The following is an 11,770-nucleotide window of genomic DNA, read 5'->3' as shown; positions in this document are numbered from 1 at the left end:
GGGACGCCTGTTGAGGGGGCGCCCGTAGGACGCCGGCGTTATTGCAATCCATTGAGCTGCCCGGTACGTCAATGCCCCGGCCGATGCAAGAGGACGGATCAGATCCGCCGATGAACCACACCCTTTCACGACAGTCTCGCGCGGCTTCCGCGCGCGGGTTCCTTTCGCGCTTCCGCGCCATCGCGGTCGTTGGCCTCGTCTGCTCCGCCGCCCTCGGCGGCTGCACCGGCGAACAATTCCAGAAGGGCTATATCCTGCCCGATGGCGCGCTCGAGCAGATTCCGATCGGCGCCAGCCAGGATCAGGTCCTGATCGTGCTCGGCACGCCCTCGACGGTCGCAACGCTGGACGGTGAGGTGTTCTATTACATCTCGCAGCGGACCTCGCGCCCGGTCGCCTTCATGAATCAGCGCGTGATCGACCAGCGCGTGATCGCGGTTTATTTCGACAAGAACCGCCAGGTGCGCCGGCTCGCCAATTACGGCTTGAAGGACGGCAAGATCTTCGACTTCGTCAGCCGCACCACGCCGACGTCGGGCCAGGAAATGTCCTATCTGACGCCGCTCTTCAAGCTGCTGAGCTTCAACTAGAGCGTTTTCGAGCGAAGTGGACTTCCGGTTCGCGTGAAGAAAACGCGTCGAACGGGAGTCCAAAACCTCTGCTGCGCCAAGTTGTCGCGCTTGCCCGACGGGCAAGCGGTCCCCTAGGCTTGTTCGCAAACAAGAAGCCTGAACAGGGGGTAAGCGCGTGAGAGCCAAGAGATTTTCCCGTCGCACGGTATTGTCGGGCGCATCCGTGCTGGCGGCCGCGTCGATCCTGCCGCGCGCCGGTCTCGGCGCCGGCGATTGGCGGCCGAACGAGACGGTTCGCATCATCGTGCCGGCAGCGGCCGGCGGCTCGACCGACGTGATGGGGCGTCTGCTGGCGGCACATTTGCAGCCGCTCTGGGGCCAGTCGGTCGTGGTGGAGAATCGCTCCGGCGCCGGCGGCACCATCGGCACGGCCGAGGTCGCGCGCAGCAAGGGCGACGGGCACACCATCCTGATCGGCAATCCCGGCCCCAACGCGATCGCCTACAGCATCTTCCGCAACCTGACCTACAAGGCCGACCAGTTGCAGGCGGTCTCCAACATGATCCGGATCCCGAACATCGTCTCGGCGCATCCGTCGACCGGCATCAAGTCGATCCCGGAACTGATCGCCTATCTGAAGAAGAACCCCGACAAGCTGACCTACGGCTCGTCCGGCACCGGGCAGAGCCCTCACCTCACCGGCGCCTGGTTCCTGCAGCTCACTGGGCTGAAGATGACGCATGTGCCGTTCCGCGGCGCCGGACCCGCATTGCAGGCGGCGCTTGCCGGCGACATCCAGATCCTGTTCGACAACCTCTATCCGTCGCTGCCGCAGGTGCAGGACGGCAAGCTCAACGGGCTCTGCGTCACCACGACCGAGCGCAGCGAGTCCGCGCCCAATCTGCCGACGATGCGCGAGGCTGCGCCGGAGCTGGCAAAGTTCGACGTCGCGTCCTGGTTCGGCGTGTTCCTGCCGAAGACCGCACCCGCGTCCGTCGTCGACGAGCTGAACCGCCAGATCAAGGCGATGCTGGAGCGCGACGACGTCAAGAAGAACATCAGTGGCATGGGCGCGCGCGCCGACTACGGCACGCCGCAGCAATTCTCCGATTTCGTCGATGCCGAGACCAAGAAGTTCGCCGCCATCATCGAGAAGGAAGGCCTCCAGATGGAGGTGAAATAGCTTCCGAACAAGGCTCGCGCCGCGCACTCCGCGTCATCCCTGAGGAGCCGCGCGCTTGTGCGGCGTCTCGAAGGATGGCCGCATGCACCGCCTCTCATCCTTCGAGGCTCGCTCCGCTCGCACCTCAGGATGGCGACCGCTGAGTTGTAGGACGCACGCGGCCCAGGCTACGAGGACTTATTGATCTTCTTGACCTTGGCGTCGGTTGCTTCGATCGACATCGCCAATTCCATGATCGCCTGCGACAGCAGCTCGATGGCCTCCTTCTGGTCCTGCGACTTGGCGGCACGCAGCGCGTAGTTCCGTGCGGATGAGAGCGACATTGATTGACCTCCGAGGTGTTGGCGCCAAGCTACTGGCGGATATCGTTGGCGGAATACACCGTCATTGCGAGGAGCGACAGCGACGAAGCAATCCATTTCCCCGCTTGTGAAGCGATGGATTGCTTCGCTCCGCTCGCAATGACGGTGCGATATTTTGCACCCACCTGAAGCAAAAACCCCGCGGCTCGCACCGCGGGGTTTGCATTCGTTCGTTGCACGCCGCTTAGCGCGCCAAGACCTTAGTGCGCCAAAATCGCCAGCAGCAGCAGCGCCACGATGTTGGTGATCTTGATCATCGGGTTCACCGCCGGACCCGCCGTATCCTTGTAGGGATCGCCGACGGTGTCGCCGGTCACCGCGGACTTGTGGGCATCACTGCCCTTGCCGCCATAGTGGCCGTCCTCGATGTACTTCTTGGCATTGTCCCAGGCGCCGCCGCCCGAGGTCATCGAGATGGCGACGAACAGGCCGGTGACGATGACGCCGAGCAGCATGGCGCCGACCGCGGAGAACGCCGCAGACTTGCCGTCCGCTCCGCCGCCGGCGATGAAGTAGATCAGGAAGTAGACGACGATCGGCGACAGCACCGGCAGCAGCGAGGGGATGATCATCTCCTTGATCGCCGCCCGGGTCAGCAGGTCGACCGCCTTGCCGTAGTCCGGCTTGTCGGTGCCCTGCATGATGCCGGGTTTCTCGCGGAACTGACGCCGCACCTCCTCGACGATCGCGCCGGCGGCGCGGCCGACGGCGGTCATGCCCATCGCACCGAACAGATACGGCAGCAGGCCGCCGAACAGCAGGCCGACCACGACGTACGGGTTGTTCAGGGAGAAGTCGGGATTGACGCCCTTGAAATAGGCATGGGCGTTGGAGTCGCCGATGAAGAATTTGAGGTCCTGATTATAGGCCGCAAACAGCACCAGCGCGCCGAGACCGGCGGAGCCGATCGCGTAGCCCTTGGTCACCGCCTTGGTGGTGTTGCCGACCGCGTCGAGCGCGTCGGTCGACTTGCGCACCTCCTTGGGCAGCCCCGCCATCTCGGCGATGCCGCCGGCATTGTCGGTGACCGGGCCGAAGGCATCCAGCGCGACGATCATGCCGGCCAGCGCCAGCATGGTGGCGGTCGCGATCGCGATGCCGAACAGGCCGGCCAGGCTGTAGGTGACCAGGATGCCGGCGATGATGACGATCGCGGGCAGCGCGGTCGCCTCCATCGAGACCGCGAGGCCCTGGATCACGTTGGTGCCGTGACCGGTGACCGAGGCGGAGGCGATCGACTTCACCGGGCGGTAGTCGGTGCCGGTGTAGTATTCGGTGATCCAGATGATCAGGCCGGTGACCACGAGGCCGACCACGCCGCACCAGAACAGCGCCATGCCGGTGTAGTCGACGCCGTCGAGCTTGCCGAAGCCGATCAGCCAGTTGATGACCAGCGCGACGCCGACCAGCGACAGGATGCCGGTGGCGATCAGGCCCTTGTACAGCGCGCCCATGATCGACTGGCTGGCACCGAGCTTGACGAAGAAGGTGCCGATGATCGAGGTGATGATGCAGATGCCGCCGATCGCGAGCGGCAGCGTCATCATGTTCACCAGGATCGGCGTCTTGGCGAAGAAGATCGCCGCGAGCACCATGGTGGCGACCGCGGTCACCGCATAGGTCTCGAACAGGTCCGCCGCCATGCCGGCGCAGTCGCCGACATTGTCGCCGACATTGTCGGCGATGGTGGCCGGGTTGCGCGGATCGTCCTCGGGGATGCCGGCCTCGACCTTGCCGACGAGGTCGCCGCCGACGTCAGCACCCTTGGTGAAGATGCCGCCGCCGAGACGGGCGAAGATCGAGATCAGCGAGGCGCCGAAGCCGAGCGCCACCATGGCGTCGACCACGGTGCGGCTGCCCGCTTCCAGACCCATGAACTTGACCAGGATCATGAAGTAGATGGTGACGCCGAGCAGCGCGAGGCCGGCGACCAGGAGACCGGTGATCGCGCCCGCCTTGAAGGCGAGCTCGAGGCCGCCGGCGAGCGAGGTGGTTGCCGCCTGCGCGGTGCGGACGTTGGCGCGCACCGAGACGTTCATGCCGATGAAGCCGGCCGCGCCCGACAGGATCGCGCCGATCGCAAATCCGAGGGCCACCAAGAGGCCGAGGAAGTAGGCCAGCAGCACGAAGATCACGATACCGACCATGCCGATCGTCGTGTATTGCCGCCGCAGATAGGCTTGTGCACCCTCGCGCACCGCGCCTGCGATTTCCTGCATGCGGGGACTGCCCGCATCCGCGTTCAGGACCGACTGGGTCGCCCAGATCGCGTAGACGATGGAAAGCGCCCCGCAGAGCACTATCAACCACAAAGCTGTCATTGAATGTTGCCTCAGATCCTTGATGTAACCCCCGCGCCTATTTGTGCCGCTAGGGGGCGGCAGGCGCTTATTTTGCGAAGACAACCCTCCCCAAAAACGGATTGCCTCAAATCGGGCGCGACCTTGCCAAAATCGTTACCGCTGTGCAACGCCACCTGTGGCCGAAAACGCCGATATCGGCAGCAATTTGGAAGGAAAATCGGCGCCAGCCGGCGCGAGGATTCTAGAAATGGCTGTAGGACAGCCGCGTCAGCGCCAGTTCCCTGCCCTGCCCGTCGAGGAAACTGGGCGGCGACGAACCGGCGATGAGGCCACCGATCGCGGTCACCGCGACCTTGGCCTGCCGGGCCTCCCGCAGGAAGGCGTCGACATGATCGCCCGGGACCGCGCACAGGATCTCGTAGTCGTCACCGCCGGCGACGAGGGTCTCGATCCCGATCGCCTTGCGTGCGACGAGGCCCGCAGCCACCGACGACAACGGAATGCTCGGGACGTTGATCACGGCCGTCACGCCGCTGGCCGCGCACAGCTTGGCCAGATCGCCGGCGAGACCGTCGGACACGTCCATCGCCGCGCTGGCGTGGCTACGGACGGCGTTGGCAAGGAGGTTGCGCGGCTGCGGAACACGGTAGCGGGCGGCCAGAAAATCCCGGCCTGCGGCATCGTCTGCCAGCGCCGCCGCGACCGGTCCATTCCGGAGCACATCGAGACCGAGCGCGGCATCGCCGATTGTGCCGGTGACGAACACGCGGTCGCCCGCCTGCGCGCCCGCGCGATGCACCATCTTGCCCTGCGGCAGCCGGCCGAACGCCGTGATCGAGATCATCAGCGGCCCCGGCGTCGAGACCGTATCGCCGCCAAGCAGCGGACAGCCAAAATCGGCTGCGTCCTCGCCGAGCGCCCGGGCGAACGGCTTCAGCCAGACCTCATCGACCTTGCGCACGGCCAATGTCAGCACGAAGCCCGCCGGCGTCGCCCCCTTGGCCGCGATGTCTGACAGGTTCACCCGCAGCGCCTTGCGCGCCAGCGTGTCCGGCGGATCATCGGGGAGGAAATGCACGCCCTCGACGATGGCGTCCGTGGTCACCACGATGTCCTCGCCGGCCGCCCGCAGCGCGGCAGCGTCATCGTCGAGACCGAACGCGCCGGGATCGGTCGCCAGCGGCTTGAAATAGCGCGAGATAAGGGAATCTTCGCCGGAGGGGCTGTCGTGACGCTCTGCCATGTCGCGCGCCTTCCCCTCAGCTGTCATCGCCCGGCTTGACCGGGCGATCCAGTACGCCGCGGCAGCTGTTGTTGCCAATGACCGCCGCGGCGTACTGGATCACCCGCCTGCGCAGGTGATGACGGCGGAATACGTGGTTCAGCTCCGCACAAACTCGTCGCCGCGGAACTGGCGTGCGATCTGGTCGAGCACGGCGTTGACCATGCCGGTCTCGTCCTTCTCGACAAAGGCATGCGCGACGTCGACATATTCGGACACCACGACGCGGCCCGGGACGTCCTTGCGATGCTCGAGCTCGTAGGACCCGGCCCGCAGCACCGCGCGCAGGATCGCATCGATGCGCTTCAGCGGCCAGCCCTTCGATAGCGCTTCGTCGATCAGCGGATCGAGCTTGGCCTGGTCGCGCACCACGCCGGAGACGACGTCGCGGAAGAACGCCGCTTCCGCGGGCAGATATGTCTCGCCCTCGACCTCGTTGCCGAGCCAGTGGCTCTCGAACTCGGCGAAGATGTCGTTGATCCCGGCGCCGCCAATGTCCATCTGGTAGAGCGCCTGCACGGCGGCAAGCCGGGCCGCGCCGCGCCGGTTGGCTTTTCGCTCAGGGGCTTTGCCGGGTTTGTTGCTGTCAGCCATGATCAGGCCTTTGCCAGGCGGCGTTTGATCCGCAGCATCGCGATCGCCGCGCGCGCGGCGTCGCCGCCCTTGTTCAGTTCGCTGGCGCGCGCCCGCGCCCAGGCCTGGGCCTCGGTGTTGACGGTGAGGATGCCGTTGCCGAGCGGGAATTTCCGGCTCACGGCCAGATCCATCAGGCCGCGCGAGGATTCCTGGGAGACGATCTCGAAATGGATGGTGTCGCCGCGCACCACGCAGCCGAGCGCGATCGCCGCGTCATAGGGCTTGCCGTTCGCCGCGGCGGCATCGATCGCGATCGCGATCGCCGCCGGGATCTCCAGCGCGCCCGGCACCGTGATCACGTCGTGGCTGGCGCCGGCCGCCTTCAGCTCGGCGAGCGCGCCTTCCAGCAGCGCATCTTGGATGTCGTCGTAAAACCGGGCTTCGACGATCAGCACGCGTGCGCCTGATATGTCGGTCTGGTCCTTCAGGGGTGCGCGCCGCGCGTCAGCCATCTGCGTATCCGTTTCAATTTGTTGACATTCACCGATAACGTTGGATGTCAACGTTTCGCGAGTTTTTAGTCGCCCCAACGGCCGAAGCCAAGCAGGAATGCTTTCGACATCGTCATTCCGGGATGGTCCGCAGGACCAGACCGCAGATGCACAATTGTGCATCGGGGACTCTCGAGATTCCGGGTTCGATGCTTCGCATCGCCCCGGAATGACGTCTGCATGACGGCTAAGCCGTCATTTCATCTCCGACAGCCGCGCGGCGTAGCGGGCCATCAGATCGACCTCGATATTGACCTCGCTGCCGGCCTTCCAGCCGCTCAGGGTCGTGACACTGAGCGTGTGCGGGATGATCAGCACCGAAAAGGCAACGTCCTCGACCGTATTCACGGTCAGCGACACGCCGTCCAGCGTGACCGAGCCCTTGGCCGCAATGAAACGCGCCAGTTCGCGGGTGGTTCTCAGCTCAAAGCGCGCCATGTCGGGCAGATCGTCGCGCTTGACGATGGTGGCGATCCCGTCGGCATGGCCGGCCACGATGTGACCGCCGAGCTCATCACCGATCTTCAGCGCGCGCTCGAGGTTGAGCCGGCCGCCCTGCATCCAGTGCTTGGCGGTGGTCATGCCGAGCGTCTCGGCCGCGGCATCGACGTCGAACCAGGTCTTGCCGTCGGCTGTGCCGGAGGCGACCACGGTGAGGCAGACGCCATTGCAGGCAATCGAGGCGCCGTCGGCGATCGTGGTCTGGTCGTAGTCGCAGGCGATCCGCAACCGGTGCAGCTGCCCCTGCGCGACCGGCTTCAGGCTGACGATCTCACCGATATCGGTGACAATTCCGGTAAACATTACGCACGCTCGTAGATATTGAGACTGTCTTTGCCGTGGGTTTCGCTAGCACGAAGCCGAAACGCGGGCGACTGCGTGATTGCGTCGAGCGGCATTGCGTCCAGCGCGGGAACGCCATCGGCACCGATCGCATCGGGCCCGCGCAGCAGCCAGATTTCATCGACAAGGCCGGCCGCCACGAAAGAATTTGCCACGCGCGCGCCGCCCTCGACCAAAAGCCGCGTGATCCCCCTCTCCGCCAGCGCATGCAAGACGGCCGGCAGGTCGAGCCCGGCCGCGCCGGTGGTGGCCACGCGGATCACCTCTGCGCCGGCAGCGCCGAGCTTCACTGCGGCGGGCGCCTCCGCCATGTCAGACGTCACCACCCAGAGCGGCGTCTCGCGCGCGGAATGCACCAGGCGGCTGTCGCCGGAGATCCGCAGCGCGCGGTCGAGCACCACCCGCACCGGCGAGCGCGCCGCCATGCCGGGGAGCCGGCAGGTCAGCAGCGGGTCGTCAGCCCTCACCGTGCCGATGCCGACCAGGATCGCATCGCTCCGCGCGCGGAGCAGATGCACGCGGGTCCGCGCCGCCTCGCCCGTGATCGCGACCGGTTGGTGACCGCTGGCCGCGATCTTGTCGTCGGCGGACACCGCGAGCTTGAGGCTCACATGCGGGCGCTTCTCCGTGATCCGGCGGAAGTGTCCGGCATGGTCATGCGCGGCCTCCGCCCGGCACAGCCCGACATCAACACTGATACCGGCGGCACGCAGCTTGGCGTGCCCCTTCCCGCCGACCTCCGGATTGGGATCCTCGATCGCCGACACCACGCGGGCAAGCCCGGCCGCGACCACGGCATCCGCGCAAGGCGGCGAGCGGCCGAAATGCGAGCAGGGTTCGAGCGTGACATAGAGCGTCGCGCCGCGCGCCGCCTCGCCTGCGCGCCGTAGTGCCTCGACCTCGGCATGCGGGCGGCCACCGGCCTGGGTCCAGCCGCGGCCGACGATCACGCCGTCCTTGACGATGACGGCGCCGACCGCCGGATTGGGCCAGGTGCGCCCGAGCCCGCGCCGGCCGAGCGCGAGCGCGAGCTGCATGAAGCGCAGGTCGGCGGCTTTGGCTGCTTCCTTGGCCTCTTTGGCTTTCTGCGCGAACTGGTCTTCCAATATCCGGAAGATCATTTTCGCAACGTCGCGAGCCGCGGGTCCTCTTCGCCGGTCAGCTCGTCGAGCACCGCCTCAAAGTCCTTGGCTTCGCGGAAATTGCGATACACCGAGGCGAAGCGCACATAGGCGACGTCGTCGAGCTGGCGCAGATGCTCCATCACGATCTCGCCGATCGCCTCCGAGGAGACCTCCGCCTCGCCGCCGCTTTCGAGCTCGCGCACGATGGTGGAGACCATCTTCTCCACCCGCTCCGACTCCACCGGGCGCTTGCGCAGCGAGATCTGCAGCGAGCGCACCAGCTTGTCGCGGTCGAACGGCACGCGGCGGCCGTTGCGCTTGATCACGGTGAGCTCGCGCAGTTGCACCCGCTCGAAGGTCGTGAAGCGGAAATTGCAGGCCATGCAGACGCGCCGCCTGCGGATGACGGCGGAGTCCTCGGTCGGACGCGAGTCCTTGACCTGCGTATCAAGAGAATTGCAGCTCGGACAGCGCATCCAGCGGGACCTCTAGCTTGTTTGCGCGTGATTTCTTCGGAAAACCGGTGCCCACTTTTCCGGATCACACGGCTCTTATTGATAGATCGGGAAGCGATCGGTCAGCGCCTTGACGCGCTCCTTGATCGCGGCCTCGACCAGCGGCGCCTTGCCGTCCGGCGACTGCGCCAGCGCGTTCAGCACCTCGGCGATCATGCCGCCGACCTGCTTGAACTCGGCGACGCCGAAGCCGCGCGTGGTCGCAGCCGGCGTGCCGAGCCGCAGGCCCGAGGTCACGAACGGCTTCTCGGGATCGAACGGAATGCCGTTCTTGTTGCAGGTGATGGCGGCGCGCACCAGCGCCTTCTCGGAGACGTTGCCCTTCAGCCCCTTCGGCCTGAGGTCGACCAGCATCAGATGGTTGTCGGTGCCGCCGGACACGATGTCGAGGCCGTGGCCGCGCAGCGTCTCGGCCAGCGCCTTGGCGTTCTCGACCACGTTCTTGGCGTAGACCTTGAAGTCGGGCCGCAACGCCTCGGCGAACGCCACCGCCTTGGCCGCGATGACATGCATCAGCGGGCCACCCTGCAGGCCGGGGAAGATCGCCGAGTTCAGCTTCTTGGCCAGCGTCTCGTCATTGGTGAGGATCAGGCCGCCGCGCGGACCGCGCAACGACTTGTGCGTGGTCGTGGTGGTGACGTGGGCATGCGGCACCGGCGAGGCATGCACGCCGCCGGCGACCAGCCCTGCGAAGTGCGCCATGTCGACCAGCAGATACGCGCCGACGCTATCGGCGATCTCGCGGAAGCGCTTGAAGTCCCAGGCGCGCGAATAGGCCGAGCCGCCGGCGATGATCAGCTTCGGCTTGGCGATCTCGGCCTGCTTCTGCACCTCGTCCATGTCGATGATCTGGTCCTCGCGGCGCACGGTGTAGTGCGCGGCCTTGAACCACTTGCCGGACATGTTGACCGGCGAGCCGTGGGTGAGATGGCCGCCGGCGGCGAGATCGAGACCCATGAAGGTGTCGCCGGGCTGCAGCAGCGCCAGGAACACCGCCTGGTTCATCTGGCTGCCGGAGTTCGGCTGGACGTTGGCAAAGCCCGCGCCGAACAGCTTCTTAGCGCGCTCGATCGCCAGGTTCTCGGCGACGTCGACCCACTCGCAACCGCCGTAATAGCGCGCGCCCGGATAACCCTCCGCGTATTTGTTGGTCATCACCGAGCCCTGCGCCTCCAGCACGGCGCGGCTGACGATGTTCTCGGAGGCGATCAGCTCGATCTCATGGCGCTGCCGGCCGAGCTCACCCTTGATCGCGGCGGCGATCTCGGGATCGGCCTCGGCAAGAGGCGCCGTGAAGAAGGAATCGGGCGCGGAAGCAGTCTTGGGGGATGAGGTCATCGGCGAAATATCTCCACCGCCGCAAGCCCTTAGGCAGGATGCGGACGGTCACGAGTGGCGGTCGAAGCTGGTTTCAGAGCGTTACCACATCGCCCCAAAATGGCCAAGCGGTTGCGGTCGGTGGCGGTCAATTATGCCAGATATGGTGGGGATGGCGGGGATTGCGAGGGGACCGGACCATCTGGTGTGCTTCCGGGGCCGAACCTCCAGCTTCCGTTGGCCTCAGAACTCCGTTGGCCTCAGAACAACGTGGTCAGATCTCTTCGGCCGTCCACGATGCGCACGATCTCGACAGAACGGATTGGTCCGTCGTCGGCATCAGGCTGAGTGCGGGACAACAGGAGGTAAGGTGCCTCGACAAGCATCCGGACTTCATCTCGAATATCCGGGCGTCTCACACCCATTCGTGGCTGCAATGCCAGTGCATTGGCCTTGGCTTCTATTCGGTCGAAATAGCGTTCAGCTGCAGGTGGCTGCTCCAACCCGATCAGAACGTAGATTTCCAGCAAATCCTCGCGCGCTTGGTTTGACCAGATAATCTCCGCCGGCATCTCCTACGCTTTCTTCGCCGACCTGCGTGACAGTCTCGCCCGGGCTTCCTTGCGCAACGCCTTCGTGTCGAGCACGCCCGCCATCCCACTTGCCACGCCTTCGTCCCACAGCTGCCGCAGCCGTCTGACGTCTCCCTGGCGGAGTTCCCGCTTCAGCTGCCAGTCTCGGACAGCCTCCCGTACGATCTCACTCGTGGTCGCATATTCCCCGGCATCGACGGCGGCCCTGAGCGCAGCAGCCTGCTCGCCGGTCAGCGCCACGCTGAGCTTCTCAACATTGCTTGCCATCCGCACACCTCCGTGGAGTAAGAATTACTACTTTATCCTACCATTGCCAAGCGTCGCCGCCCCCTCTCACAAGGCACGGACCTGCGCGATCAGAGAGGCGCTCATACCGATTTGAATCGTTCAAGACTGGATCGATTCAAAGCTCTCTCGCAACACGTGCAATTGCGCTTCGTACTCCGTTGTCTCGCGGTCACACACGCGAGCTTAGCGCACAGCTTCGAGAGCTTCTAACTGCGCGCAGGCTGTCAACGAACATCAGCGTGATAACGACGCCGAAGAAAA

Annotated in this window: 13 protein-coding genes; 2 read left to right on the top strand and 11 right to left on the bottom strand. The window is 65.5% G+C overall.

Going from position 1 to position 11,770, the window contains the following annotated elements; genetic code table 11:
- Positions 1-110: 110 nt before the first annotated feature.
- Positions 111-590 carry an outer membrane protein assembly factor BamE gene (locus ACVINW_RS29055; RefSeq protein WP_456754442.1) on the top strand — a complete coding sequence of 160 codons (480 nt, stop codon included), beginning with the start codon at positions 111-113 and terminating at the stop codon, positions 588-590.
- A gap of 157 nt (positions 591-747) precedes the next feature.
- Positions 748-1,755 carry a Bug family tripartite tricarboxylate transporter substrate binding protein gene (locus ACVINW_RS29050; protein WP_456754441.1) on the top strand — a complete coding sequence of 336 codons (1,008 nt, stop codon included), beginning with the start codon at positions 748-750 and terminating at the stop codon, positions 1,753-1,755.
- Positions 1,756-1,922: 167 nt separating this feature from the next.
- Here the strand turns inward: ACVINW_RS29050 and ACVINW_RS29045 are convergent, their stop codons facing one another.
- The 11 genes from ACVINW_RS29045 to ACVINW_RS28995 form a co-directional block, all read right to left on the bottom strand.
- Entirely contained in the window at positions 1,923-2,078 is a 156-nt protein-coding gene (locus tag ACVINW_RS29045) for a hypothetical protein (RefSeq protein ID WP_167528976.1), read from the bottom strand.
- A gap of 239 nt (positions 2,079-2,317) precedes the next feature.
- Positions 2,318-4,438: a sodium-translocating pyrophosphatase gene (locus ACVINW_RS29040; RefSeq protein ID WP_456754440.1), complete on the bottom strand. Its 2,121-nt coding sequence runs from the start codon at positions 4,436-4,438 to the stop codon at positions 2,318-2,320.
- Positions 4,439-4,661: 223 nt separating this feature from the next.
- Positions 4,662-5,663 (bottom strand): thiamine-phosphate kinase, encoded by a 1,002-nt coding sequence (gene thiL / locus ACVINW_RS29035; RefSeq protein WP_456754439.1) that lies wholly within the window; start codon positions 5,661-5,663, stop codon positions 4,662-4,664.
- A gap of 138 nt (positions 5,664-5,801) precedes the next feature.
- Positions 5,802-6,296: a transcription antitermination factor NusB gene (gene nusB / locus ACVINW_RS29030; protein WP_212013410.1), complete on the bottom strand. Its 495-nt coding sequence runs from the start codon at positions 6,294-6,296 to the stop codon at positions 5,802-5,804.
- A gap of 2 nt (positions 6,297-6,298) precedes the next feature.
- Positions 6,299-6,790 carry a 6,7-dimethyl-8-ribityllumazine synthase gene (gene ribH / locus ACVINW_RS29025; RefSeq protein ID WP_456754438.1) on the bottom strand — a complete coding sequence of 164 codons (492 nt, stop codon included), beginning with the start codon at positions 6,788-6,790 and terminating at the stop codon, positions 6,299-6,301.
- 234 nt (positions 6,791-7,024) lie between these two features.
- On the bottom strand, positions 7,025-7,633 hold the full coding sequence (locus ACVINW_RS29020; RefSeq protein ID WP_456754437.1) for a riboflavin synthase: 609 nt from the start codon (positions 7,631-7,633) through the stop codon (positions 7,025-7,027).
- A complete protein-coding gene (gene ribD, locus ACVINW_RS29015) occupies positions 7,633-8,793 on the bottom strand; it encodes a bifunctional diaminohydroxyphosphoribosylaminopyrimidine deaminase/5-amino-6-(5-phosphoribosylamino)uracil reductase RibD (protein ID WP_456754436.1) in 1,161 nt (386 codons plus the stop codon). The genes ACVINW_RS29020 and ribD overlap by 1 nt, the downstream gene beginning before the upstream one ends.
- Positions 8,790-9,272, bottom strand: coding sequence for a transcriptional regulator NrdR (nrdR, locus tag ACVINW_RS29010; RefSeq protein ID WP_016844999.1), 483 nt, complete (start codon positions 9,270-9,272; stop codon positions 8,790-8,792). Before nrdR ends, ribD begins: the two co-directional genes overlap by 4 nt.
- A gap of 75 nt (positions 9,273-9,347) precedes the next feature.
- The gene (gene glyA, locus ACVINW_RS29005) at positions 9,348-10,649 is read right to left on the bottom strand and encodes a serine hydroxymethyltransferase (RefSeq protein ID WP_456754435.1); all 1,302 of its coding nucleotides are present in this window, start codon (positions 10,647-10,649) and stop codon (positions 9,348-9,350) included.
- 239 nt (positions 10,650-10,888) lie between these two features.
- Positions 10,889-11,200 carry a type II toxin-antitoxin system RelE/ParE family toxin gene (locus ACVINW_RS29000; RefSeq protein WP_456754434.1) on the bottom strand — a complete coding sequence of 104 codons (312 nt, stop codon included), beginning with the start codon at positions 11,198-11,200 and terminating at the stop codon, positions 10,889-10,891.
- A gap of 3 nt (positions 11,201-11,203) precedes the next feature.
- Entirely contained in the window at positions 11,204-11,488 is a 285-nt protein-coding gene (locus ACVINW_RS28995) for a ribbon-helix-helix domain-containing protein (RefSeq protein WP_456754433.1), read from the bottom strand.
- Between the last annotated feature and the right edge of the window lie 282 nt (positions 11,489-11,770).

The organism is Bradyrhizobium sp. USDA 4461 (genome assembly GCF_054055655.1).
The sequence above is the reverse complement of the archived record's forward strand: the minus strand, read 5'-3'. Positions and strand labels throughout refer to the sequence as shown.